General features: G+C 73.2%; 21 protein-coding genes. 8 read left to right on the top strand and 13 right to left on the bottom strand.

Annotation, left to right across the window (positions count from 1 at the left end):
* Window positions 1–105: 105 nt before the first annotated feature.
* A complete protein-coding gene (locus tag AB0F01_RS15530; RefSeq protein ID WP_362094888.1) occupies window positions 106–861 on the bottom strand; it encodes a thioesterase domain-containing protein in 756 nt (251 codons plus the stop codon).
* 77 nt (window positions 862–938) lie between these two features.
* Between AB0F01_RS15530 and AB0F01_RS15535 the strand changes: the two genes are divergently transcribed.
* Complete coding sequence (locus tag AB0F01_RS15535; RefSeq protein ID WP_362094891.1) at window positions 939–1,589, top strand: 4'-phosphopantetheinyl transferase superfamily protein; 651 nt, start codon at window positions 939–941, stop codon at window positions 1,587–1,589.
* Between the two features lie 391 nt (window positions 1,590–1,980).
* Here the strand turns inward: AB0F01_RS15535 and AB0F01_RS15540 are convergent, their stop codons facing one another.
* The 7 genes from AB0F01_RS15540 to AB0F01_RS15570 form a co-directional block, all read right to left on the bottom strand.
* On the bottom strand, window positions 1,981–3,600 hold the full coding sequence (locus tag AB0F01_RS15540) for an amino acid adenylation domain-containing protein (protein WP_362094894.1): 1,620 nt from the start codon (window positions 3,598–3,600) through the stop codon (window positions 1,981–1,983).
* A complete protein-coding gene (locus tag AB0F01_RS15545; protein WP_362094897.1) occupies window positions 3,597–6,974 on the bottom strand; it encodes a condensation domain-containing protein in 3,378 nt (1,125 codons plus the stop codon). Before AB0F01_RS15545 ends, AB0F01_RS15540 begins: the two co-directional genes overlap by 4 nt.
* 142 nt (window positions 6,975–7,116) lie before the next feature.
* Entirely contained in the window at window positions 7,117–8,409 is a 1,293-nt protein-coding gene (locus tag AB0F01_RS15550; protein WP_362094900.1) for an MFS transporter, read from the bottom strand.
* Between the two features lie 241 nt (window positions 8,410–8,650).
* Window positions 8,651–8,863, bottom strand: a complete 213-nt coding sequence (locus AB0F01_RS15555) for an MbtH family NRPS accessory protein (RefSeq protein WP_362094903.1) — start codon at window positions 8,861–8,863, stop codon at window positions 8,651–8,653.
* A gap of 47 nt (window positions 8,864–8,910) precedes the next feature.
* Window positions 8,911–9,915, bottom strand: a complete 1,005-nt coding sequence (locus tag AB0F01_RS15560; protein ID WP_362094906.1) for an ornithine cyclodeaminase family protein — start codon at window positions 9,913–9,915, stop codon at window positions 8,911–8,913.
* A 41-nt stretch (window positions 9,916–9,956) separates the two neighbouring features.
* Window positions 9,957–11,129 carry an FAD-dependent oxidoreductase gene (locus AB0F01_RS15565; RefSeq protein WP_362094909.1) on the bottom strand — a complete coding sequence of 391 codons (1,173 nt, stop codon included), beginning with the start codon at window positions 11,127–11,129 and terminating at the stop codon, window positions 9,957–9,959.
* Window positions 11,126–12,397, bottom strand: a complete 1,272-nt coding sequence (locus AB0F01_RS15570) for a DegT/DnrJ/EryC1/StrS family aminotransferase (RefSeq protein WP_362094912.1) — start codon at window positions 12,395–12,397, stop codon at window positions 11,126–11,128. Before AB0F01_RS15570 ends, AB0F01_RS15565 begins: the two co-directional genes overlap by 4 nt.
* A gap of 204 nt (window positions 12,398–12,601) precedes the next feature.
* On the opposite strand from AB0F01_RS15570, the gene AB0F01_RS15575 reads away from it, so the two are divergent.
* Window positions 12,602–13,813 carry a cytochrome P450 gene (locus AB0F01_RS15575; RefSeq protein WP_362094915.1) on the top strand — a complete coding sequence of 404 codons (1,212 nt, stop codon included), beginning with the start codon at window positions 12,602–12,604 and terminating at the stop codon, window positions 13,811–13,813.
* Between the two features lie 209 nt (window positions 13,814–14,022).
* Here the strand turns inward: AB0F01_RS15575 and AB0F01_RS15580 are convergent, their stop codons facing one another.
* The 3 genes from AB0F01_RS15580 to AB0F01_RS15590 are packed head-to-tail and all read right to left on the bottom strand — an operon-like array spanning window position 14,023 to window position 16,879.
* Window positions 14,023–14,301 carry an acyl carrier protein gene (locus tag AB0F01_RS15580; protein ID WP_362094918.1) on the bottom strand — a complete coding sequence of 93 codons (279 nt, stop codon included), beginning with the start codon at window positions 14,299–14,301 and terminating at the stop codon, window positions 14,023–14,025.
* 53 nt (window positions 14,302–14,354) lie between these two features.
* Entirely contained in the window at window positions 14,355–15,602 is a 1,248-nt protein-coding gene (locus AB0F01_RS15585; RefSeq protein ID WP_362094921.1) for a ketosynthase chain-length factor, read from the bottom strand.
* Window positions 15,599–16,879 carry a beta-ketoacyl-[acyl-carrier-protein] synthase family protein gene (locus AB0F01_RS15590; protein ID WP_362094924.1) on the bottom strand — a complete coding sequence of 427 codons (1,281 nt, stop codon included), beginning with the start codon at window positions 16,877–16,879 and terminating at the stop codon, window positions 15,599–15,601. The genes AB0F01_RS15585 and AB0F01_RS15590 overlap by 4 nt, the downstream gene beginning before the upstream one ends.
* A 180-nt stretch (window positions 16,880–17,059) precedes the next feature.
* On the opposite strand from AB0F01_RS15590, the gene AB0F01_RS15595 reads away from it, so the two are divergent.
* The 4 genes from AB0F01_RS15595 to AB0F01_RS15610 are packed head-to-tail and all read left to right on the top strand — an operon-like array spanning window position 17,060 to window position 20,343.
* Window positions 17,060–18,031, top strand: coding sequence for a zinc-binding dehydrogenase (locus AB0F01_RS15595; RefSeq protein ID WP_362094926.1), 972 nt, complete (start codon window positions 17,060–17,062; stop codon window positions 18,029–18,031).
* A gap of 41 nt (window positions 18,032–18,072) precedes the next feature.
* Window positions 18,073–18,858 (top strand): SDR family NAD(P)-dependent oxidoreductase, encoded by a 786-nt coding sequence (locus AB0F01_RS15600; protein ID WP_362094929.1) that lies wholly within the window; start codon window positions 18,073–18,075, stop codon window positions 18,856–18,858.
* 31 nt (window positions 18,859–18,889) lie between these two features.
* Entirely contained in the window at window positions 18,890–19,870 is a 981-nt protein-coding gene (locus AB0F01_RS15605) for an aromatase/cyclase (protein WP_362094932.1), read from the top strand.
* Entirely contained in the window at window positions 19,867–20,343 is a 477-nt protein-coding gene (locus AB0F01_RS15610; protein ID WP_362094935.1) for a nuclear transport factor 2 family protein, read from the top strand. The genes AB0F01_RS15605 and AB0F01_RS15610 overlap by 4 nt, the downstream gene beginning before the upstream one ends.
* A 79-nt stretch (window positions 20,344–20,422) precedes the next feature.
* Here the strand turns inward: AB0F01_RS15610 and AB0F01_RS15615 are convergent, their stop codons facing one another.
* A complete protein-coding gene (locus AB0F01_RS15615; RefSeq protein WP_362094937.1) occupies window positions 20,423–21,331 on the bottom strand; it encodes an MBL fold metallo-hydrolase in 909 nt (302 codons plus the stop codon).
* Window positions 21,324–21,614: an antibiotic biosynthesis monooxygenase family protein gene (locus AB0F01_RS15620; RefSeq protein WP_234352229.1), complete on the bottom strand. Its 291-nt coding sequence runs from the start codon at window positions 21,612–21,614 to the stop codon at window positions 21,324–21,326. Before AB0F01_RS15620 ends, AB0F01_RS15615 begins: the two co-directional genes overlap by 8 nt.
* A gap of 309 nt (window positions 21,615–21,923) precedes the next feature.
* On the opposite strand from AB0F01_RS15620, the gene AB0F01_RS15625 reads away from it, so the two are divergent.
* Together AB0F01_RS15625 and AB0F01_RS15630 are read left to right on the top strand one after the other, a co-directional pair.
* Window positions 21,924–22,781, top strand: coding sequence for an AfsR/SARP family transcriptional regulator (locus tag AB0F01_RS15625; protein ID WP_362094940.1), 858 nt, complete (start codon window positions 21,924–21,926; stop codon window positions 22,779–22,781).
* Between the two features lie 23 nt (window positions 22,782–22,804).
* Entirely contained in the window at window positions 22,805–23,887 is a 1,083-nt protein-coding gene (locus AB0F01_RS15630; RefSeq protein WP_362094942.1) for a phosphotransferase family protein, read from the top strand.
* Window positions 23,888–23,919: the final 32 nt, after the last annotated feature.

The following is a 23,919-nucleotide window of genomic DNA, read 5'->3' on the forward strand; positions in this document are numbered from 1 at the left end:
GGGGTTGGCGGGTGGATGGCGCCCCGGGGCCCGGTGGGGCCCGGGTTACGGACGAGGCCCCGCCGGGCGCCGGCGGGGCCTCGTCCGTACCCGGGCCGCGGGACGTCAGGCCATGGCGGTCAGGTCCCGGGCCAGACAGGCCACCAGGTCGGCGGGGGCGTCCAGGAAGGTGTAGTGCGTGCCGCCGAGGACCTCCTTGCGGGCCGCGCCCTCGGGGACCCAGTCGGCCCAGCCGCCCATCAGGGTGTGCGGGACCTCGACGTCGGCGTCCCAGCCGATCCCGGTGACGGCACACGGCAGCGAACCGGCCGCGTCCTTGCGGTACTTCCTGTTGGCCTCGACATCCGCGACGAGGACCTCCAGGTACAGGTCGAGGATCTCCTCCGGCGGCTCGGCCGCCCCGAGGGCGCGGAGCAGGGCGACGAGCTCCGCGCGCAGCCCCTTCTCGTCCAGTCCCAGGAACCGCCCGTAGGGGCCGTCCTGCGGGGCGACCTGGGAGGAGACGAAGACCCGCTCGGGCGGCCGCAGTCCGCGCTCCACGATCCGTACGACGCTCTCGAAGGCCGGCAGCGCGCCTCCGCAGTGCCCGAACACCGCGTAGGGGCGGTCCAGGTGCCCGGCGATGCCGGCCACGAGGTGGTCGGCGAGCTCCTCGTAGGTGCCGAAGTGCGGTTCCCGGGTGCGGTTCTCCCGGCCGGGGAGCTGCAGCGGGACCACCTCGGCCGGGCCGATGCGGGTGGGCCAGTTGCGGAACATGGAGGCGCCGCAGCCGGAGTAGGGGAAGCAGAACAGCCGCACCTCCGCGTCCTCGGAGGGCGGGGTGAGGAACCAGGGGGACGACGTTGACTTTGCAGTATTCATGACCACATACTACATAAGCACTATAGAGACTGTGGAGAAGTCAACCGTAGGCACAGTGGAATGCCGGGGTGATGTGCATGCGTGACCTGCTTCCCGGAGCCGTGGCCGTGGCGGTGGCGGACGCCTCGGACTGGGCCGAGGAGCCGCTGCCCGAGGAGGCCGCGACGCTCGGTGAGCGAGCGGTCCCCGCCCGGCGGCGGGAGTTCGGGGCCGGCCGTGCGTGTGCGCGTCGCGCCCTGGCGGCCCTGGGCCTGCCCGCGGTGCCCGTACCCGCGGGCCGGGACCGGGCACCGGTCTGGCCGCCGCGGGTGGTCGGCAGCATCTCGCACACCGGGAACTACTGCGCGGCGGCGACGGCCCGTGCGGACCGCTTCCGGTCCATCGGCATCGACGCCGAGGACAGCATGTGCCTGGACGCGTCCACCCGGCGCCTGGTCTGCCGCCCGGAGGAAGAGGACTGGTGGCACGGTCCGGGGGGCGGTGCCCCCCACTGGCCGACCGTCTTCTTCAGCGCCAAGGAGTCCGTGTACAAGGCCTGGTTCCCCCTGGCCGGCGGCCGGCTCGGCTTCCACGACGTCCGCGTCGAACCCGATCCGCGCGACGGCACCTTCACCGCCCGCGTCCTGGGCGCCCGCGGCCGCCCGGGCCCGGCACCACAGGTGCTGCACGGCCGGTTCGCGGTCTCCCCCGGCCTGGTCCGCACGGTGGTGGTCGTCACGGCGCCCTGAGCGTCCGGCGCGGTGACGCCGGCGGGGCGGGCGGCGGACCGGGCTGCCCGCCCCGCCGGCGTACGCGCGCCGCGGCACGTTCCGCGGCCCCGGGAACGCCGAGCCGCCGCCCCGCCGCCCGGTGTGCGCGCGCAGGGCCGTCCACAGCAGCGGCGGACGCCTCCCGGCCGGAGACCGTGCACGCACCTCACCTCCTGGTCCCGGCCGCCCCCCGGAGGGAGCGGCCGGAGCCGGTCGCGGAGGGAGCCGGCCGGAGCCGCGCGGCCCGGGACCGGGGGCCGCCCGACGCACCGGACGTCCGCGGAGCCCCGGGGCGCCACGGCGCCCCGGCCGCCCCGCGATGCCACGGGCGGACGGCCCGCGCGGTGGGCGCCGCCGCGCACCGGGGTTCTCACTCCGCGTTCTCCGCCATCGCCCGCAGGCGCGGACGGTCCAGTTTTCCGTTCGGCATGGCGGGGAGGTCGGTCACCGCGCGGAACCGGCCCGGGACCATGTAGTCCGGCAGCAGGTCCGCGAGGTCCGCGCGCAGGGAGGCGAGGGCGGACGGGCCCAGCCCCGGTTCCAGCACGACGAAGGCGACCAGCGACTTCTCGATGCCGTCCTCGCCCCGCACCGCCACCGCGCACGAGGAGACCCCCGGCAGATCACCCAGCACCCGTTCCACCTCGGGAATCTCGAGCCGGAAGCCGCGGATCTTCACCTGGTCGTCGGCCCGGCCGAGGTAGTCCAGCAAGCCGTCGGGCCGCCGCCGGGCCAGGTCTCCGGTGCGGTACATGCGGCTCCCCCGGTGCCCCGGCTCGGGGAGGAAGCGGTCCGCCGTCAGGTCCGGGCGGTTCCAGTAGCCGTACGCGACCTGCACTCCCCCGACGTGGATGTCGCCGATGCCGCCGGGCGGCACCTCCTCGCCCATCGGGTCGAGGACGTACACCCGGTTGCCGGGCACCGGCAGACCGATCGGCGGCAGGGCGGGCCAGCCGTCCGGGTCGCCCTCCAGGGAGTGCCAGGTGACCACGTGGGCCTCCGAGGGCCCGTACTGGTTGATCAGGCGGCAGCCCGGCAGTGCGGCCAGCAGGGCGCGCAGGGCCCGGGAGCACTGCAACTGCTCGCCGGCGGTGACGATCTCGCGCAGCGGCGGCGCGCCGGGCGCCCCCGGTTCGGCCACCAGGACCAGCGCCTGGAGCGCCACGTACGGGAGGAACAGCCGGTCCACCCGCTCGCGTGCCGCCGCCTCCCACAGGCGCAGCGGGTCCCGCCGTTCCTCGTCGCTCACGCACACCACGGTGCCGCCGACCGCGAGCGAGGCGAAGATCTCCTGGAACGCGACGTCGAAGGAGATCGCCGAGAACTGCAGGGTGCGGCTGCCGACGGACGCCTCGGAGGCACCGGTCTGCCACTCCACGATGTTGGCGAGCGCGCCGTGCGGCATGGCGATGCCCTTGGGGGCTCCGGTGGTGCCCGAGGTGTACAGGACATACGCCAGGTCCCCCGCGGCCGGCAGCTCGGGGAGCAGGTGCTGCGCGGCGGTTCCGGCGGCGCCCCGGGCCGGGGTCCGGGTGCGCGCGGCGGGATCCTCGTCGAGCAGCAGCACCGTGCGGTCCGCGGTGGCGAACCGCTCCGCCGTCTCCCGATGGCCGAGGACCACGCCCACCCGCGCGTCGTCGAGCATGTGCTCCAGCCTGGCCCGGGGGTAGCCGGAGTCCAGCGGCAGGAACGCCGCGCCCGAGCGCAGCACTCCGATCAGGGCGACGATCAGCTCGGTGGACCGCAGCGCGGCCAGCCCCACCACGTCACCTTGCCCGATGCCCTCCGCCCGCAGGCGGGCGGCGACCGCGCCCGCCCGCAGCCACATGTCCCGGTAGGTGACGGTGGCGCCGTGTCCGGCGAGGGCGGGGGCGTCGGAGTGGCGGGCCACCGCGTCGGCCACCAGGTGCAGCACGCTCGGCGCGCCGCCGGCGCGGGTCCGCCCGGCGGCCGGCGCGGGTGCGGCGGGAAGTCGGATGTCGATGCTCATCGGCGGTGCGCCTCCTCCGTCATGCGGCCGGCGGCGCCCAGCACGCCGTCCAGTATCCGGGCCACGCGGGTCAGTTCGGGATTGCGCATGATGCTGTAGTGGTCGCCGGGCACCCGGTGGACCACGATGTTCTCGGCGACCGCCCGCCAGCCCTCGACCGCCTCCGGGGACCGCTCCGCCTGCACCAGGTGCACCTCACCCGGGTAGCGGGGGCCGGTCGGCCGGTAGGCGGCGAGGCCGAGCATGTTGTCCCGGTAGATGCCGTACCGCCGCACCACCTCGTCGAGGTCCAGTCCGGCGGGCACCGCGTCGCCCCAGCCGTCCAGGACGTCGGCGAACAGGCGCCGTACGGTGAGCAGTTCGCTGCCCGGTGGGAGGGCCGGGACCGGCATGCCGAGGTCGGCGGTGAGGTCCCGCAGGAAGCTGTGCAGCAGGTAGGCGTGGGTGTCCGGGCTGTCGGGGTCGCCGTCGTACAGGAAGGAGTCGATGAGGACGACCGGTCCGGGATCCTGGCCCCGCGCGTGCAGCCGGCGCGCCATCTCGAAGGCGAGGGTGCCGCCCAGCGACCAGCCGCCCAGCAGGTACGGTCCCGGGTCGGCGGCCTCCAGTTCGGCCAGGTACGCGGCGGCGCGGGCCTCGTGCGAGGGTGCCTCCTGTCCTCCCTCGAAGGCGTAGACGGTGCGGTTGGTGAGCGCCGTGGCCAGGGAGGCGTAGCAGAAGACGCTGCCGCCCGCCGGGTGCACCAGGGCCAGCGCGGGCGCGGCGGTGCCGGACTGGATGCGGGCCAGGGCCCCGGGCCGCTCCTGGGCGCCCGCGCCCAGTGAGCCGATCCGCACCGCCAGATCGGCGATGGTGCGGTAGCGGAACAGGACGCTGACCGGCAGGTCCACACCGGTCGCGCGGCGCAGCCGGGACATCACCTGCACGGCGAGCAGCGAATGGCCGCCGAGCAGGAAGAAGTTGTCGTGCACGCCCACCGACGGCAGACCGAGGACGGAGCGCCAGATCCCGGCGAGGGTCTCCTCCAGCGGGGTGGACGGCTCGGTGTGCACGGGTGCGGCGCCGGGCCGCTCCGCGGCGGGGGCGGGCAGGGCGGCGCGGTCCACCCGGCCGTCGGGGGTGAGCGGGAACGCCTCGAGGACGACGTAGGAGGTGGGCAGCAGGACCTCGGGCAGCAGGCGCTGGCAGTGGGCGCGCAGCTCCTCGCACAGCCGGCCGGTCTCCTCGGAGCCGGGGCGGTGCGGACGGTGCGGGACGAGGTACGCCACCAGCACCAGGTTCCCGGTGTCGTCGAGGCGGGCGTCGACCCGGGCGTCGCCGACGCCCTCGTGGGTGAGGAGCACGGCCTCGATCTCGGCGCGCGGCACCCTGACCTGCTTGAGGTGGACCTGCTCGTCGCGGCGGCCGAGGATCTCCAGGGCGCCGTCCTCGCGGAAGCGCCCGAGGTCGCCGGTGTCAATCTCCGGGCCGCCGTCGGTGGCCGGCCCGGAGACGTGGACGCGGCCGGGCACGCCGACGGGCACCGGGTTGCCGTGGTCGTCGAGCACCCGGACGCGGCGTCCGGCCAGCGGGCGGCCCGCGATGTCGTGGCCGGCCGGCACGTCACCGGCGCAGCGGCGGCCGGCGATCTCACCGGCCGCGGGGCTGGTGTAGCGGGTGTGCAGCTCCGTGGCCGGCAGGGCCGCCAGGCAGCGCCGTTCCAGGGTGAGCGGCAGGGGTTCGCCGGAGCAGACGATCCGCCGGGGGGCCCGTACGGCGGCGCCGTTCTCGATCGCGGCGACGAACTGGTGCAGCAGGCCCGGGCGGATGCGCAGTTCGGTGATCGCGCCGGCCCCGGGCGCGTCGGTGGCGAGCGCGTCGAGCACGGCACGCACGTCGGCGCCCGCGTCGAGGACCTCCTCGGCGCGGACCGCCGGCTCCACGGCGTCCGTCGCGGGCGCGGCCAGCCGGGCGATTTCGGCCAGGTCGGCCTCGTCGAGCAGGGGGATCTCCCCGAGCGGCCGGTCGGGTTCGGCGAGCGCCCGGGTCAGCAGGCGTCCGAACGTCCGGCTCATGCGGTGCATCACGGCGGAGTCGAAGAGTTCCGCGTTGTACACCCAGGAGCCGCCGAGGCGCCGTTCGTGCGCGTACAGGTTCAGTTCGAGGTCGAAGCGGACGATGCCGCTGTCGAACGGCACGAGGTCCGCACCGAGGTGCGGCAGGCGTACCCGTTCGTCGCCCGCGGTCTGGTAGTTGAACAGCACCTGGAAGACGGGACTGACGGTGGGGTTGCGGTCCGGCTGGAAGTCGATGACGAGCTTCTCGAAGGGCATGTCCTGGTGGGCGAAGGCGCCGAGCACGGCGTCCTTGGCGCGCCCCACGGCCTCCCGCAGCGTGGGCGCCCCGGTCAGGTCGGACCGGACCACCAGGGTGTTGACGAAGAAGCCGATCAGTCCCTCCAGCTCCTGGTGGCTCTGTCCGGCGACCGGTACGCCCAGAAGGACGTCCTCCTGGCCGCTGTAGCGCCCCATCAGGGCGGAGAAGCAGGTGAGCAGGACGGTGAACGGGGTGGTCCGCTCCCGCAGGGCGAAGTCGTGGACGGCACGCGCCAGGTCCTCGGAGAACTCGAACTCCTCGTTGCCGCCGTTGACCCGGTGGCCGGTGGGCCTGGCACGGTCCATCGGCAGCTGGAGGATGCCCGGGGCGCCGCTGAGCCGTTCGCGCCAGTACGCGGTGAGTTCCTTCTCGCGCTCGCCGGTGAGGCGGCCGCGCTGCCAGATCGCGTAGTCGATGTACTGCTGCGGCAGCTCGGGCAGCGAGGCGGCCCGGCCTCCGGTGAACTCGTGGTAGTAGGCGTCGAGTTCACGGAAGAGGGTGCCCACCGACCAGCCGTCGCAGACGATGTGGTGCACGCAGAGCGCGATCAGGTGCTCGTCGGCGGAGACCCGGACGGTCATGACGCGCAGGAGGGGACCGGTCGCGAGGTCGAAGGGCTGCCCCGACCACTGCCTGACGCAGTCCTCGGCGGCCGCCGCGGGATCGCCTGCGGTGGAGACGTCGACCGCCTCGACCGCCGGTTCGAAAGGCGGCTGCACCTGCTGGACCGGCATGCCGTCGGGTGCGGGGAACACGGTCCTGAGCACCTCGTGGCGCCGCACGACCCGGGCGAGGGCGCGGGCCAGCGCCCGGCCGTCGGGGGCCGTGGGGGTGCGCAGCACGATGGGGATGTTGTACGCGCAGCTGCCGGGGACGAGCCGGTCGAGGATCCACAGCCGCCGCTGGGCGAAGGAGACGGGTCCCGTCCGGGTCTCCTCGTCGCGGCCGCGCTCGGCGAGCAGCCTGGCCAGCCGGCGCCGCTTGTCTTCCAGGGCATCGGTCGATATCTGGTCGGTCACGGGCCTACCCGTCTTCCTCGTCGCCGTCGGGCCAATGGGTGGGGCGCTCTGGAACAGCGCGGTGATGCGTGGGGAAGCACGAGGTCCGGCCGACGGGGGGGGTTGGTGCGGCCGGACCTCGTGCGGTCGGAGGGGCCGGGTCCTAGGCGGCCTGCAGTTCCGCCGGGACCTCGTCCTTGATGCCGTGCACCGAGCCGGCCACCAGCCAGCCGATGGCGGCCCAGGCGAGCACCGCGGCCAGGGCGAACGCCGCGGCGTTCCCCCACACGGAGGCCGCGGCGGCGCCGAGGACGGGGCCGAGCGCGTTGGCGCCCCAGACCAGCGGGAGGGAGACGCCGCCGACCCGGCCCATGAGGTGCAGCGGGGTGGCCTTCTGCACCATGGTCATGATGCCGACGTTGGCGATCGGCGTGGTGAGGGAGGCGAGGAACTGCGAGAGTCCCACCACCACGACGCCCGCCGTGCCCTTGCCGGCCGGCACCATCAGGAGCACGGCGAGACCGAGCAGGGCGTGCGTGACGATCAGCGTCCGTCCCATGCCCAGGTGGTGCAGGGCCTTGCGGGAGAAGATCGCGCCGATGACGAAGGCGGCCCCACCCGCGCTCATGACGAACCCGAGTTGTGCGGGGCTGAAGCCCAGGTCGTCGTAGGCGTACACGACCAGCATGGCCATGGTCATGGAGACGGCCAGGTTGCCGAAGAAGCCCATCAGGGTCAGGTTCCGCAGCAGCCGGTTGCCGACCAGCGTGGTGAAGCCGTGCCTGAGGTCGGTGACGGCCGCGCCGACGCCCTTGCCGTTGGGCTGCGGGGCGGGCTCCGGCTTGCGGATGGCCCAGATCGTGAAGGTCGACACCACGTACGACAGGGCGTCGACGGCCACGGCCTTGGCCGCGCCGAGCGCGCCGACGAGCACGCCGCCGATGCTGCGGCCGAAGACCGCGGCGAGCGAACGGCTCATCTGCGTCTTGGCGTTGGCCTCGGCCAGGTCCTCGCGCTCGATCAGCGCCGGGAAGTGCGCCTGGTAGGCGAGCTGGAAGACCACGTCGAGGGCGCCCTTGACCACGGCCACCACGTACAGGTGCGCCATGCTCACCGAGCCCAGGACCGCGACCAGTGGCAGCGATCCGAGGGCGACGGCACGGCCGAGGTTGGCGACGATCATCAGGGGCCGGCGCCGCATCCGGTCGGTGAGCACGCCGACCGCGGGGCCGAGGACCACGAAGGGGATCCACTGCAGGGCGATCAGCAGACCGACGGACCCGGCGGACGCGCCGAATGCGAGGACTGCCATGGAGGGCAGCGCGATCAGGGAGACCTCGCTGCCCAGCAGGCTCACGGACTCGCCGGTCCACAGCTTCATGAAGTCGCTGTTGCGGGTGAGCCCGGGCCTGCGCGGGGCTTCGGCCGCCCTTCCAGGCTGCTCCTGGGTGGTCATCAGGTAGTACCTCTCTGCGGTGAGGGGACGGGGGTCGGGGTGGTGCGGGGGACCGGGGGCGGCAGCGGTCCGTGGGCGGCCGTGTCGTGCTCGGTCGGTCGGTCTGTCGGTCTGTCGGTCTGCCGGTCTGTCGGTTCGCCGGCCTGCCGGTCTGTCGGTTCGCCGGTCTGCCGGTCTGTCGGTTCGCCGGTCTGCCGGTCTGTCGGTTCGCCGGTCTGCCGGTCGGCGTGGCCGGGTCCGGTCAGCGGGACTCGGCCGCGGCGAGGCGGCGTCGCAGGCTCAGCGGGCGCATGTCGGTCCACACCTCCGCTATGTGGGCCAGGCAGGCGTCCTTCGGGCCGGAGAACCCGGTCGCGGTCCAGCCGAGCGGGACGGCGCGGCCCTCGGCCCAGATCGAGTACTGCTCCTCGTGGTTGACCACGACCAGGTAGGTGCGGCCATCGTCGTTGCTCATGGGTGTCAGCTCCTTGTCGTCCGGGTCACCGGGCCGGTCGGCCGGGGTCAGGGGAAGGAAATGCGCTCGCCGATGCCGTGCTCCAGGGCACGCCGGTATACGAGGGCGGCGGCGACCGCGTCCTGCACGGGCAGGCCGAGGGTCTCGAAGACGGTGGTCGAGGTGGCGTCGAGGCGGCCGGACCGGGTGCCGGCCAGCACCTCGCCGATCTCGGCGGCGACGGCGTCCTCGGTGAGGGCCCCCTCCGCGATCGGCAGCAGGATGTCCCCGGCCTCCCGCAGCGCCGCTTCGCGGTTGTCGACGATCAGCCGTGCGGAGGCGACCGTCTCGGTCGGCAGCTCACGGCAGCCGGGGCCGAACGCGCCGATCGCGTTGATGTGGACGCCGCGGCCGACGGGCAGCTCCGCCGCGTCGAACACCGGCTCGTCGCCGGCCACGGACGTGGCGGTGCACAGGACGTCGCAGCCGGTCAGGGCCTGCGCGGTGGAGTCGCACACCTCGGCGCGCGGGTAGAACCCCTCGGCCCAGCGGGCCAGTTCCTCGGCGGTGGCGCGGGTGCGGCTGTGGATGCGCACCCTGTCCCACTCGCGTATCCGGGACAGCGCCTCCAGATGGCCGCGCGCCTGCACACCGGCGCCGATGACGGTGAGTTCACGGGCGTCGGTACGGGCCAGCGCGCGGGTGGCCACCGCGGTGACCGCCGCGGTACGGATCTCGGTGAGGGCTCCGGCGTCCACCAGGGCGAGCGGCTGCCCGTGGACCGCGTCGACCAGGATGACCAGCCCCTGGACGCTGGGCAGTTCCCGTTCGACGGCGCGCGGGAACATGCTGAGCATCTTCAGGCCGAGCACCGGCTCCTCGGCGGGGCCGCCGACGGCGGGCATGAGCAGCACCATGCCCCCGTGACCGGGCGGCTCGACGGTCACCCGCGGGTGCTCGTAGAGCTCGCGCCGGGACGCCCTGACCATGGTGTCCTCCATGGCGGGGATCGCGTCGTCGTAGGTGAGCAGCTTGCGTACCGCGGCTGCGTCGATCACATGCAGGTGTCCCACCGGCTTCTCCTCGGATGGCGGTGTCGGGTGGTGGTGACCGGTCACGGGCGGAAGCGCCCGAGGGGGTACTCGGTGCTGCCGTCGAGGGCGAGGCCGGCGAGGGCGCTGCCGAAGACGGGGACGAACTTGAAGGCCCACCCGGCCGCGTGGACGAGCACCCGGTCGCGGCCCCCGCCGGGCGGCAGCGCACCGAGGTAGAACTGGCGCTCGTGGTCCCGGGGCAGGGCGATCAGGCACGACCCCGGCTGCACGGGCTCCGGGTCGAGCATCGGCAGGTGCCGGGCGACGAAGTCCGCGGTGCGGCGCAGCTGGTGCGGGTCGGGCCCGGGGCGCGACGCGGGCGGTTCGGTGGCGGGGTCGCTCTCGAAGTCCGGTGCGACGCGCACCAGTCGGCCGGGGCTCCAGGGGTTGACGCCGAATCCGTAGAACAGGTTGGAGTCGGTGTCCGTGGGGGTCTGGAAGGCGAACCAGGTGGGCAGGTCACGGGCCGGGTCGCGCAGCCGGAAGTACGCCGTGGCCATCTCGTACACCTCGACGTCGAGACGGACGCCGAGCGGGCCGGTCAGCTCGTTGGTCCAGGGGCCGGCGGTGACGACGACCTTGCCGGCGGTGATGCGGGCGTCGTCGGTGACGACCTCGACGCGCTCCGGGTGCGGCTCCAGGGCGAGGACGCGCCGGCCGGTGTGGATCCTCGCCCCTGCCGAGCGGGCGAGGTGGGCCAGGGACCACAGGGTGCCGCGGACGTCGACCACGCCGCCGTCCGGCTGGTGGAAGCCCTCGTAGTGGGCCGGCAGGCCGGTGAAGCCGAAGCGCTCCTCGATGGCGGCCGCGGTGAGCCACTCGTAGGGCAGGCCGGCGTCGTCGAGGACCTGGGCCGCGGCGGCTATCTGACCCTCGTTGGTGGACTCCTTGGTCTCGCCGAACCACAGGCTGCCGGTGTGGTGCACCAGCCGTCGGCCGCACGCCTCCTCGATGCCGCGCCACAGGGGCAGGGCGCGCACCGTCAGTTCGGTGAGGTCGCGCTGGCTGTACTGGACGCGCCACTGGCGTTCGGCGCCGGCGCTGCTGCCGGTGTTCTCCGGCCCGTCGGTGCTCTCCAGGACGAGGACCGAGGCGCCGCGGCGCGCGGCGTACCAGGCGGTGCTGAGTCCGACGGCGCCGCCGCCGACCACGACCAGGTCGTAGGAGGGGTGCGGGGTGCGGGGTGCGGTCATGCGGTCCTCCCGAGAGGGGTCCGCCCGCGTCGCCACGACCGGCTGATCGCGCGCTCCAGCAAGTCCATCAGCTGGGCGGCCTGGTCGTCGTCGATGCCGGGCTGGCAGGGGATGTTGATCATTTCCCGGAACCAGCGGCGCTCGGCCACGGGGCACTCGCCCTCGCGGTGACCGTGGGCCCGCCACTCCGGCATGAGGTGCAGGGGGAAGTAGCGCAGCGGCAGTTGCGCGCCGGCCTCGTCCATGGCGCTCAGCACCGCGTCCCGGTCGATCAGTCCGGGATCCACGAACGCGGTGAACAGGTGGTACGGGTGGTCGGTGCCCTCCGGCACCGGCGGCACGTACACGCCGGGGACGTCGGCGAGGCGCTCGGTGTACTGCCGGGCCAGCTCCCGGCGCCTGGCCTGCAGTTCGGGCAGCCTGCCGAGCTGCACGAACCCGACCGCGGCGGCCGGCTCGGCGAGCGTCCCGTTGATGCCCGTTCCCCGGAGCATCAGGCAGTCGGCGGTGTAGGAGCCGGCCGGGAACATGGCTCCGGGGGGCGGGCGCCGGGTGGCGGCGAAGGTGTGCCGGGAGGGGACGTAGACGGCGTCGACCGCGTTGTCCCGCAGGGCGGCCGCCCGCGCGGCGTGGTCGTCGTCGCGCACGACGAGCATGCCGCCCTCGCCCAGGGTGGTGATGTTCTTGGACGAGTGGAAGCTGAAGATCCCGAAGTGTCCGAACGAGCCGAGCGGGCGGCCGTGCAGCGAGCCGCCGATGGCGTGCGCCGCGTCCTCGACGACCGTCAGGCCGTACCGGTCGGCCAGCGCCATGATGCGCGGCATGTCGGCGGCCCGGCCGCCGTAGTGGACCAGGACGACGGCCCGGGTGCGCTCGGTGATCAACTCCTCGATGCGCGAGGCGTCGATGTTGAGCGAGTCGGGCTCCACGTCGCAGAAGCGGACCCGTACGCCGTAGTCCAGCAGCGGCTGCACGGTGGCGAGATAGGTCTGGGGGGTGGCGATGACCTCGTCGCCGGGGCGCAGGTCGAGCAGGTGGAAGGCCAGCCGGAGGGCGGTGGTCCCGCTGGTGACCGACAGCGCGTGCGTGGCGCCGAGGTGGTCGCGGAACGCTTCCTCGAAGCGCTCCCGCCAGACGCCCCCGGAGAGGGGGCTGCCGGACCGCAACAGTTCTTCGATCACGGCCAGCTCGTCGTCGCCGAGGATGCTCCCCCGGGTCGGTCTGGTGTGGGAGCCGAGCGGAACGACTGCGGATGGTGCTCTTTCCATGATTCCCCGCATCGTCTGATGGACCTGTGTCGACCTCTGGACCGGCGACACAACACAATGGCAACCACTAAACAAACACGCTACACGAGAGACTTCAAGCAAAGCACCGAAATCTAGAAAGTCTCCAGTGTGGTTCCGTTGTCTCTCCAGAGGCCGCTGCGACCCTGCGGGCAGTGTGGTTCACCCTGAGGAGAGGACGCCGCCTTGACGACCTGCCCGATGCACGAGAGTCCCCCGGCCTACCCGTTCGGCAACCGCCCGTCGGTGCTCGACGCCCCCCTGGAACTGCGCGGTCTGCGCGAACGGCCCGTCGTCCGGGTCACCCTGCCCAGCGGGGACCCCGGATGGGTCGTCACGCGGTACGAGGACATCCGCGTCCTGCTCTCCGACCCGCGGCTGCACCGCGACCGCACCAGCGAGGACCTGCCGCGGATCACCAAGGACAACTCGATGTTCCAGGATCCGAACGTGAGCCTGGACCCGCCGGAGCACCCGCGGATGCGCCGGCTGGTCACCAAGGCCCTGAGCGCCGCCCGGGTCGAGAAGATGCGGCCGCATGTGCAGGCGCTGGTCGACGAGTTGCTCGACGCGATGGAGGCCGCCGGGCCCACCGCCGATCTCGCCGAGGCGCTGGCCTTCCCGCTCGGCATCCGCACCCTGTGCGGACTGCTGGGGGTCCCGCCGGAGGACCAGAAGGACTTCCGGCTGTGGACCGACGCCTATCTGTCGGTCAACCGCTACACCGCGGAGGAGGTCGCCCGGTACCGCGGTGAACTGTTCGGCTACATCCAGCGTCTGGTCGCGGCCAAGCGCGAGCAGCCGGGGGACGACCTGATCAGCTCCCTCATCGCGGTCCGGGACGAGGACGAGAGCCGGCTCAGCGAGTACGAACTCCTGTACTGGGTGCAGGGGCTGCTGATGGGCGGGTACGAGTCCACCGCCAACCACCTGTCCGCCGCCGTCGTCACCCTGCTCGCGCACCCGGAGGAACTGGCGAAGGTGCGCCGGGACCCCTCGCTGGTGCCGGCGGCGGTGGAGGAACTCCTGCGCTACCAGGTGCTCTTCTCGCAGCTGGCCGCCGTCCGGTACACCTCCGCCGAGATCGAGGTGGGCGGGACGACGATCCCGGCGGGCTCCGCCGTCTTCCTCGCCCTGGAGTCCGCCAACCGTGACGAGGAGGTCTTCAAGGAGCCCGACGCGCTGCGGGTGGAGCGCGACGACAACAAGCACCTGTCGTTCAGCGCCGGCCCGCACTTCTGCGCCGGCTCGGCGCTGGCCCGGATGGAGCTCCAGACGGCGATCGGCACCCTGCTCCGGCGCTACCCGGACCTGCGGCTGACGGTCCCGGCGCACGAGCTGACCCGTCACACCGGAGTGCTCGTGGAGGGGTTCACCGAGGTACCGGTCACCTGGTGACCCACCCGCCCCGCCCGGCCCGTGGCCCATGGGAACACCCCCCGTGGGCCACGGGCTTCCGTGTGTCTCCGCCCGGGTGACCCGTCCACGTGCCCCGCCCACGTGACCCGGCCGGGGCGCGGAACAGGGGGCGCGGAACAGGGGGCGCGGAACAGGGGCGGCCCGCACGACACCACGTCGTGCGGGCCGCCCACCGTCCCTCACCGCGGTCAGGCCGCCAGACCGGTGGCCTCTCCCGCGGCCTCGGCCACGAGCCGGAGCAGCTGACCCGGCGTCTGCGCCTCATGGACGGCCTCGTCCCCCAGGCTGAACCCGTACTCGCGCTCCAGCGCGCCGACGGTCTCCAGAACCGCGATCGAGTCGTACCCCAGCTCGCTGAAGGTCACGTCCGCGATGTCCCCGTCCAGGTCGACTCCGTCCCCCGCCCCCGCTGCGGTGCGCAGGGCGCGGACGACGGCCTGAAGGGTGATGGACTCCTGTACTGCCATGGCATTTCCTCCGGTGAGTTGTGGCAACTGGCCCCTCCGGCGCGGAGGGAGGTTCACTGGGACGGGGTGCGGCGGGCGGCCGGGGCGCGCAGCACCATCGCGGAGTTGAAGCCGCCGTGTCCCCGGGCCAGGACGAGCGCGGTGCGGGTGGGCACGGCGCGCGGCCGGCCGGTGACGAGGTCGATGCGGTGGGCGGGGTCGGGCAGGGCCACGTTGACGGTCGGCGGGATCACGCCGTCCCGGAAACCGAGCAGCGCGGCGGCCAGGTCGAGCGGCCCGCCGCCCGAGTACAGCCGCCCGGTCATCGTCTTGGGCGCCGTGACCGGGACGCCGTGGGGTCCGAAGACCGCGCACAGCGCCGCGGCCTCGGCGGCGTCCTTGTCGGGAAGGCCGGCCGCGTCGGCGTACACCACGTCGATGTCACCGGGCGTGCACCCGGCATCGGCGAGTGCCCCCAGGATCGCCGCCCGCAGGGCGGGCCCGCGGGAGCTGCCGGGGGGCGGATCGAACGTGGCGGCGTGTCCGGCGACCGACCCGTAGGGGCGTGCTCCCCGGGCGCGCGCCGACTCCTCCGGTTCGAGGACGAGGATGGCCCCGCCCTCTCCCGCCACGTAGCCGTTCGCGGTGTCGGCGAAGGGGGTGTAGGCGCGGGCCGGGTCCTGCGAGGTGCTGAGCAGCCCGGTGGCGATCTGCGCGGTCCACCCCCAGGGGCACAGCGCCGAGTCCACGCCCCCGGTGACCATCAGGCGGGCCCCGCCGCGCAGTTGCCTGCGGGCGTGCGCCACCGCGTCGAGTCCGCCGGCCTGGTCGGCGACGAGCACCCCGCTCGGGCCGCGCATCCCGTTGCGGATGGAGATCTGACCGGTGTTGACGGCGTAGAACCAGGCGAAGGACTGGTACGCGCTGACGTACTCGTTGCCCTTGCTCCACAGGTTCTCCAGCTCGCGCTGGCCGAACTCGAACCCTCCGGAGGCGCTCGCGGTGACCACGCCCGCCTCCAGGGTGTGCAGTTCCCCGGGGCCCGCCCCCGCGTCGAGGACCGCCAGGTCCGCTGCGGTCAGGGCGAGCCGGGTCATGTGGTCGGTCTGCGGCAGCAGGCGGTCGGGCAGGTGTGCCGCCGGGTCGAAGCCGGTGATCTCGCCGGCCAGTCGGGAGGGGTACTGAGCGGGGTCGAAGCGGGTGAGGCGGCGGATGCCGCTCGCGCCGCGCAGGGTCGCCGCCCAGTACTCCTCGGTGCCCAGGCCGTTGGGGGCCACCACGCCGAGACCGGTGACGACCGTCGTGCCTGCGGTTCCGCTCACGGGGCGAGTCCCCCCTTCTCGGTGCCGTTGCCGGTCAGGACCACGGCGCTCTGGAACCCTCCGAAACCGCTTCCGGTGCTGAGCACCGAGCGGACCGGCGTCTCCCGCGCGGTCAGCGGCACGTGGTCCAGGTCGCAGCTCGGGTCGGGGTCGTGCAGGTTGGCCGTGGGCGGTACCAGGCCGTGCCGCATGGCCAGCAGACAGGCGGCCACCTCCAGGGAACCGATCGCGCCCAGCGAGTGGCCGATCATCGACTTGATCGAGCTGACCGGTGTGGTCCGTGCGTGCGCGCCGAGGCTGGCCTTGATGGCGGCCGTCTCGTGCAGGTCGTTCTGCTTGGTGCCCGATCCGTGCGCGTTGACGTAGTCGAGGTCCCCGGGTGCGACCCGGGCCTGGGCGAGTGCCGCGGTGACGGCCTGGGCCAGTTCGGCGCCGTCCGGGCGCAGACCGGTCATGTGGTAGGCGTTGCTGCGGGTCGCGAAGCCGGCGACCTCGGCGTGGATGTGCGCGCCGCGGCGCATCGCGTGCTCCAGTTCCTCGAAGACGAAGACGGCCGCTCCCTCGCCGAGGACGAAGCCGTTGCGGCTCCGGTCGAACGGGCGAGAGGCGTGGGCCGGGTCGTCGTTGCGCGGTGAGGTCGCCCGGATCGCGTCGAAGCAGGCCACCGTGATGGGCGAGATCGGGGCGTCGGTGGCGCCGCCCACCACGACGTCCGCCGAGCCCTCCCGGATCAGCGCCGCGGCGTGGCCGACGGCGTCCAGACCGGAGGTGCACCCGGTGGAGACGGTGCCGACCGGTCCCTCCGCGCCCACCCGCCACGCGACCTCGGCGGCGACCGAGCTGGGCACCAGGTAGTCGTAGAGGTGGGGCACGCCGTAGCGGTGGTCGGTGAGGGTCTGGCGGCCGCCGTCGCTGACGACGACGTACTCCTCCTCCAGGCTGGTGGTGCAGCCGACCGCGGTGCCGATGGACACGCCCGTGCGGTGCGGGGGCAGCTCCGCGAAGAGCAGACCGCTGTCGGCCACGGCTTCGTCCGCGGCGACGGCCGCGAACTGGGCGGAGCGGTCCATCCGCCGGATCTCCTGCGGGGTCAGGCCCGCCTCCTCCGGGTGGAAGTCGCACTCGGCGGCGATCCTCGACCGGTACCGGGAGGCGTCGAAGGAGCTGATCGCGCGGGTGGCGGTACGGCCGTTCGCCAGCACGTCCCAGTACGCCTTGGCGCCGATTCCGCCTGGGGCGACGACCCCCAGCCCCGTGATGACGACTCGTCGAGTCATCCGTACTCCTCCCGTTGTACCCGTCGTTGGTGCTTCGACGGTGGCACCGGGTCATGGAGCCGGACTGGAGAGAGGCTGCACGTCGTCGCCGCCCGCCGTCCTCCATGGGACGGCGAGCGAGCCTCCAGCAGGCCCGCCTACGGTCCGGTGAAGCTCGCAGACCACCCAGGGAGGCCAAGCATGCGGTCGATCCGCTACCACGACTACGGGAACCCGGACGTCCTCACCGTCGAGGAGGTCCCGGTGCCGTCCCCCGGTCCCGGACAGGTCCTGATCAGGTCCGAGGCGATCGGGGTGAACTTCGTCGAGACCCAGCGCCGCCGGGGCACCGGCCCGTTCCCGCCGCCGCTGCCGGCCACCCCGAACGGTGATGTCGTCGGGCGGGTCGAGCAGGTGGGGGCCGAGGTCACCACCGTCGCCGTCGGCGACCGCGTGGCGGCACCGGTGATGGGCGGCGCCTACGCGGACTTCGTCCTGGCGGACGCCACGTTCCTCGCCCCCCTGCCGGACGGCATCGACACGGCTCAGGCCAGCATCCTGGCCTCCCCCGCGCAGACCGCCCTGTGCGTCCTGAAGACCGCGCGCATCCGGCCCGGCGACACCGTGCTCGTGCACGCGGCGGCCGGGGCGATCGGGCACCTGATGACGCAGCTGGTCCGCCACTACGGGGCGGGCCGGGTGATCGGCACGGTCGGGTCGCCCGCGAAGGCCGCCTTCGCGCGGGAGCACGGAACCGACGTCGTCGTGGACTACAGCACGCGGGGCTGGACCGACGACGTCCTCAAGGCCACCGACGGCGAGGGCGCCGACGTCATCCTGGACAGTGTCGGCGGCGACATCCTGCTCGCCGGCCTGGACGTGCTCAAGCCGTTCGGCCGGCTCGTCTTCTACGGCGCCGCCGGCGGCACCCTGCCCCAGGTGCCGGCCATGCGGCTCATCCCGATGAAGCACGTCGTGGGCTGCGGCCTCGACCAGTGGTGGCAGCACCGCCCGGACGACATCCGGACCGGTCTGCAGGAGCTGATCGGCCATGTCACCGAAGGCCGGCTGAAGGTGCACGTGCACGCCGAACTGCCGCTCACCGAGGCCGCCGCGGCCCACCGGATCATCGAGGACCGCGCCCAGCTCGGCCGCATCCTGCTCCGGCCGTGACCCGGCCCGCCGACGTCCGTACCTCGAACGGAAGGACCATCATGCCCGAAACGGTTCAGCGTCTCGCCCTGGTCACCGGTGCCACCAGCGGCATCGGACTGGCGGTCGCACGCGGCCTCGGCCAGGACGGCCACCGGGTGTTCCTGTGCGCCAGGACCCAGGAGAACGTCGACGCCACCGTCAAGACACTGCTCGACGAGGGGATCGACGCGGATGGCGTCGCCGCGGACGTGCGGGACCCCGCGTCGGTGCACGCCTTCGTCCGTACCGCCGCCGAACGCCACGGCCCCGTCGGCGTGCTGGTCAACAACGCCGGGCGCAGCGGCGGCGGCGTCACCGCCGACATCGCCGACGACCTGTGGCTCGACGTCATGGCGACCAACCTCAACAGCGTCTTCTGGGCGACCCGCGAGGTGCTCGGCACCGGCGGGATGCGGGAGAGCGGCCGCGGCCGGATCATCAACATCGCGTCCACCGGGGGCAAGCAGGGCGTGGTGCTCGGCGCACCGTACTCGGCGTCGAAGCACGGGGTGGTCGGCTTCACCAAGGCGGTGGGTCTGGAGCTGGCGAAGACCGGGATCACCGTGAACGCCGTGTGCCCCGGCTATGTCGAGACCCCGATGGCCGAACGGGTCCGGCAGGGGTACGCCGCCGCCTGGGACACCACGGTCGAGGACGTGCAGGAACGCTTCAACGCCAAGATCCCCATGGGCCGTTACTCCACGCCGGAGGAGGTGGCGGGCCTGGTCCGCTACCTGGCCGGCGACGTCGCGGCCTCCATCACCGCGCAGGCGCTCAACGTCTGCGGCGGACTCGGCAACTACTGACCGCGCCGAGGAGAGAGAGGACAAGCAGCAGATGGCAGCAGCAGTGGAGCATCACACCGAGCACACCGTCCTGATCGACGCGCCGCCGTCCGAGGTCTACGCGGTGATCGCCGATGTGACCCGGTGGCCGGCGGCGTTCACCCCGACCGTGCACGCGGAGGTGCTGGAGAGCACCGCGCACGACGACGGGACGAGCGAGGAACTGATCCACCTGTGGGCGCAGGCCAACGGCGAGGTGAAGGACTGGACGTCGCGCCGCACCCTCGATCCGCAGAACCTCCGGGTCGGCTTCCGCCAGCGGCTCAGCGCCCATCCGGTGGCGGCGATGGGCGGTGACTGGTTCGTCGAGCCCTCCGGTGACGGTGGCACGCTCGTCCGTCTGACGCACGACTACCGTGCCGTGGACGACTCCCCCGAGCACCAGCGGTGGATCGCGCGTGCCGTCGAGGACAACAGCACCGCCGAGCTCGCCCGGCTCAAGGACGTCGTGGAGAACGCCGTGTCCGGCGGCGAGCCCGTCACCTTCTCGTTCGAGGACTCGGTCACGGTGGCCGGCTCGGTCGCCGACCTGTTCTCCTTCGTGGACCGGGCGGACGCCTGGTCCGAGCGCCTTCCGCACGTGGCCCGCGTCGACTTCACCGAGCAGCCGGGCGGGGTGCAGATCCTGGAGATGGACACCCGGGCTCCGGACGGCTCGGTCCACACCACCCGCTCGGTCCGGCTGAGCCTCGCGCCGGACCGCATCGTGTACAAGCAGCTGGTCCTGCCCCGGATGCTGGCCGCGCACACCGGCCGGTGGACGTTCACCGAGACCGACGGCGGGGTCGTCGCGACGTCCCGGCACACGGTGACCGTCCGGCCCGAGACGGTGACGGCCGTGCTCGGCGCGGACCGCACGCTCGCCGACGCCAAGGCGTACGTCCGCAAGGCGCTGGGCACCAACAGCCTGGCCACGCTGGCCCTGGCCAAGTCGTACGCCGAGTCCCGCGCCGCCCTGGTGGACGCGTCGTGAGCGCGCCCGCGCGGACGGACGCGCCCGCGGGAGCCGCCGGGTCCCGGCGGCCGGCGCCGCCGGAGATCCAGGTGGAGGTCCAGGACTTCTACGCCCGGCAGATGCGGCTGCTCGACGAGGGCCGGGCCGAGGAGTGGGCCGAGACCTTCACCCGGGACGGTGTCTTCGAGCAGAACGTCAAGCCGGAACCCTGGCGCGGCCGCCAGGAGATCGTGGCCCGGATGCGAGCCGGTCTGGAGCGGCTCGCGGCGCGCCCGGTGACCCGTCGCCACTGGCTCGGCATGCTGATCGTCGACGAGGGCGAGGAGCCCGGCACCTGGCGCTGCCGGTTCTACGCCCTGGTGTTCGAGATCCCCGACGGCGGCGATCCGCGGCCGCACCTGAGCGCCCCCGGTGAGGACCTGCTGGTCCGCGGGGAGGACGGCCGGCTGCGGATCCGGCACCGCCTGGTGGAGCACGACGGCGCGGTGTGACGTACGACCCGGTGACACGCGGCGGCGGAGCGACGGTGCTCCGGCGCGGCGGTGGCCAGGGGGACGCCCCCGGCCTGCCTCAGGCGAGGCAGGTCAGGGGGCGTCCGCCGTTGAGCGTCACCATCTCGCGGAACACCGGTGCCGAGGGGAGGTACGCCCCTTCGGGCGCCCCCTCCAGTTCGGCGTAGGCCCGGTGCAGGTTGGCCACCAGGCGCTCGGGGTCGCGGAGTTCCGCGAACTCGCCGTAGCCCGCGTCACGGGCGACGGTCAGCGGGTCCCTGCCCCGCCGCACGCCGTACGCGGCGAGGTCGAGGACCCGGGCGAGATACGCCTCGGTCAGCTCGAACACCTCCGGCCCGCACACCGGTCCGTGACCGCAGACGATGCTGCGGGCCCCCAGTGCGCGCAGTCGGCCGACGGCCCGCACCAGCCCGCGCACGGAGCCCATCAGGGCGAACGGGGTGCAGTCCGACATCAGCAGGTCGCCGGCGAACAGCACCCGGGTGTCGGGCAGCCACACCGCGGTGTCGTTGGTGGTGTGGGCCACGCCCGGGTGCAGCAGCTCGGCGGTCCGGCCCGCACCGAGGTGCACGGACAGGGACCCGGTGTAGGTGAGGTCCGGCAGGACGACGCTGAGGTCGCCCCAGTCCGCCTCGGGCCACACGTGGGTCAGGGCCAGCCCGCGCTCCGCCATCTCGGCGCGGGTCCGCTCATGCGAGACGACGACCGCACCGTCGGAGAACACGAGGTTCCCGTGGGTGTGGTCGCCGTGGTGGTGGGTGTTGACGACGGTCCGTACCGGGAGCCGGGTCAGCCGGCGCACGCTGTCGCGGAGCCGTTCGGCCCGGGCCCGGGTGGCCGCCGTGTCGACGAGGAGAACGGAACGGTCGCCGACGACGACACCCGCGTTGTTCAGGCACCAGCCGCCATCGGGCTGGACCCACGCGTGCACGCCGTCGGCGACCCGCTCCATGCCGAGGTCAGGCATGAACGGCCGGCAGACCCTCCTGGACGACCTCGCAGACGTGCGGGTCACCCTTGATGATCGGCAGCAGCTGCTCGAACTGGGCACGGAACTCGGGGGTCCTGAGGGCGTCCTGGAACGCCTCCTCGGACTCCCATTCCGCGATGTTGAAGTAGACGTCCGCCTCCTTGGTGGAACGCACGAGCCGGAATCGGATGAGGCCCGGGCGGGCGCTCATTATTTTGCCGATCTCCGCGTAGATCCTCTCGAACTCCGAGGGCTCCCCGATCATCGTGAGACGGTTCATGAAAACAACCACAGAAGTAACTCCCATCCGGAGGGTGTCCGACTCCGGAAACGCTAGGAGAAGCCACTGGAAGGCCAGGTGAGAACACATGGAAAAGATCTGGTCATTCCACATGCGCCAGTCCGCCTCCATCTCACCTCACCTGGGATTTCATCAAGAGCCGCGACAAATCCGGCCGGCCGGTAGGTCGGCGTGGGCGAAAAAGCCCTGCCCGAAGCATTAGTTCGACCGTGGACATCCGTCCGAGCCGATTGCTAGCGTCGCGGTCGTTCTCGGATGCACCGGACAACACCTTCCAGAGGAGACCTCGTGGAATTCGGAGTTCTCGGTCCTGTCGTCATGAACGACGGCGGAGTTTCGCATCTTCCGTCCGCGCCGAAGACGCGCCAGCTCCTCGCCCTGCTGCTGCTCAACGCGAATACGCCCGTACCGGCCTCGGTGTGCATCGAGGAGCTGTGGGGGACGCGGGCGCCGCGCAGCGCGGTCCAGACACTGCACACCTACGTGCTGCACATCCGGCGGGCGCTGGCCGGCTGCCCCTCGGTCATGACTCCCGAACAGCCCAAGCAGATCCTCGTCACCAGACACCAGGGTTACCTGATGGACGTCGCCCCGGGCAGCCTCGATCTGCACCACTACGAGCGGCACATGAGCGACGCCCGCGCCGCCCAGGCGTCCGGCGACGACCAGCGGCTGGCCACCGCGCTGCGCGCGGCGCTCGCGGTGTGGCGGGGACCGACGCTGGTCGACGTGCCGGCCGGGCCGCGCCTGGAGGCGCGGATCGCGGGCCTGGAGGAGACCAGGCTGACCACGTTCGAGCGCTGCGCCGAGGCGGAGTTGCGCCTCGGCCTGCACCACGGGCTGCTCGGCGAGCTGCGCGCGCTGACGGCCGACCACCCCACGCACGAGAACCTGCACGCCCAGTACATGCTCGCGCTGTACCGCTCGGGCCGGGTGGCCCAGGCCCTGGACGTCTACCACACGCTGCGCGAGAAGCTCAACGACGAGCTGGGCCTGGAGCCCTCGCCCCGGTTGCGCCACCTGCAGACGGCGATGCTCGCCGCCCACCCCGCGCTCAGCGTGGAGACCACCCGTGACGCGGCCCTCTCCCTGGACCTCCTCGACCCGCACGGGACCCCGGGGCACCTGGAAGCGGTCCGGCGGTGACCGCCGGGGCACAGCATGCCGCGATGGGCTCCGCGTACGTCGGGGCACTGGCCGGGGTGCCTCCCTTCGACCGCCTGCGCATCACCGGCGCCGAGCGGCCCACGGCCACCGGCTTCGCCGGCCTGACCCTGTTCGTGACGGCCGAGGAACCCGACGGCACCGAGCGGAGGTTCGTGGTGAAGGGGGCGCCGCGGGACACCCGGGTCTACCCGGAGCCGCGGATCGCCGAACAGTACGAACTGCTGCGCGTCCTGGGCCGGGACACCGGTGTCCCGGTCCCGGCGGTCCACCACTGCGAACCCTCCGGGAGCCTGCTCGGCGGCCCCTTCTTCGTCATGGACCTGATTCCCGGCCGGGTCCCCTCGGACTTCCCCTCGTACCACCGGCAGGGCTGGATCGCCGAGTTGCCGGCCGAGGACCGGGCGCGCCTGTGGTGGGCGTCGCTGGAGGCGATGAGCCGGGTGCACCGGGTCGACACCCGGCGGCTCGGCCCCCGTCTCGCGGCACCGCCGGACGGCGGGCCGTCCCCGACCGGCCGACAGCTCGAACACTACGCGCGGCACATGGAGTTCTTCGGCTGCGCCGGTGACCCCCTGCTGACGTCGGTGCTGGCCTGGCTGCGCGCCCACCTGCCCGCGGAACCCGGCCCGCCGGGACTGCTGTGGGGCGACGCGCGGCTCGGCAACATCGTCTACGGGCAGGACCTGCGTCCCGCGGCCCTGCTCGACTGGGAGATGACCGGATTCGGACCGGCCGAGGTGGACCTCGGGTGGTTCCTGTGGATGGACCGGTTCCTGAGCGAGGGCATCGGCGCGGAACGGCTCGCCGGGCTGCCCGGGCACGAGGAGACCGCGCTGCGCCACGGTGAACTCCTCGGCCGCCCCCTCGCCCCCCTGCCGTTCTACGAGATCCTGGCCGGCTTCCGCTTCGCTCTCGTCACCAGCCGGGTGGAGCGGGTCGTGCTGGCGGCGCGCGTGATGCCGCCGGGTGTGCCCCTCGTCCTGCACGCCAACGCCAAGGCGCAGCTGGAACGTGCGCTGGCCAGGGTCACCGGTTCCTCGGGATCACGGCCAGCCGCCCTCGACCTGCGCTCCAGCCGCCCCTGACACGCTGAACGGGTCCAGTCACCCTGTCCAGA

It is taken from the genome of Streptomyces sp. NPDC029526, assembly GCF_040637405.1.
Taxonomy (GTDB): domain Bacteria; phylum Actinomycetota; class Actinomycetes; order Streptomycetales; family Streptomycetaceae; genus Streptomyces.

Excerpts from the sequence above, each read along its gene's own strand:
- AB0F01_RS15615 (WP_362094937.1), bottom strand. The coding sequence starts at position 21,331 with ATGCCTGACCTCGGCATGGAGCGGGTCGCCGACGGCGTGCACGCGTGG.
- AB0F01_RS15540 (WP_362094894.1), bottom strand. The coding sequence starts at position 3,600 with ATGAGCATCGACATCCGACTTCCCGCCGCACCCGCGCCGGCCGCCGGG.
- AB0F01_RS15600 (WP_362094929.1), top strand. The coding sequence starts at position 18,073 with ATGCCCGAAACGGTTCAGCGTCTCGCCCTGGTCACCGGTGCCACCAGC.
- AB0F01_RS15550 (WP_362094900.1), bottom strand. The coding sequence starts at position 8,409 with ATGACCACCCAGGAGCAGCCTGGAAGGGCGGCCGAAGCCCCGCGCAGG.
- AB0F01_RS15630 (WP_362094942.1), top strand. The coding sequence starts at position 22,805 with ATGGGCTCCGCGTACGTCGGGGCACTGGCCGGGGTGCCTCCCTTCGAC.
- AB0F01_RS15590 (WP_362094924.1), bottom strand. The coding sequence starts at position 16,879 with ATGACTCGACGAGTCGTCATCACGGGGCTGGGGGTCGTCGCCCCAGGC.
- AB0F01_RS15565 (WP_362094909.1), bottom strand. The coding sequence starts at position 11,129 with ATGACCGCACCCCGCACCCCGCACCCCTCCTACGACCTGGTCGTGGTC.
- AB0F01_RS15620 (WP_234352229.1), bottom strand. The coding sequence starts at position 21,614 with ATGAACCGTCTCACGATGATCGGGGAGCCCTCGGAGTTCGAGAGGATC.
- AB0F01_RS15555 (WP_362094903.1), bottom strand. The coding sequence starts at position 8,863 with ATGAGCAACGACGATGGCCGCACCTACCTGGTCGTGGTCAACCACGAG.
- AB0F01_RS15605 (WP_362094932.1), top strand. The coding sequence starts at position 18,890 with ATGGCAGCAGCAGTGGAGCATCACACCGAGCACACCGTCCTGATCGAC.
- AB0F01_RS15580 (WP_362094918.1), bottom strand. The coding sequence starts at position 14,301 with ATGGCAGTACAGGAGTCCATCACCCTTCAGGCCGTCGTCCGCGCCCTG.
- AB0F01_RS15595 (WP_362094926.1), top strand. The coding sequence starts at position 17,060 with ATGCGGTCGATCCGCTACCACGACTACGGGAACCCGGACGTCCTCACC.
- AB0F01_RS15570 (WP_362094912.1), bottom strand. The coding sequence starts at position 12,397 with ATGGAAAGAGCACCATCCGCAGTCGTTCCGCTCGGCTCCCACACCAGA.
- AB0F01_RS15535 (WP_362094891.1), top strand. The coding sequence starts at position 939 with ATGCGTGACCTGCTTCCCGGAGCCGTGGCCGTGGCGGTGGCGGACGCC.
- AB0F01_RS15530 (WP_362094888.1), bottom strand. The coding sequence starts at position 861 with ATGAATACTGCAAAGTCAACGTCGTCCCCCTGGTTCCTCACCCCGCCC.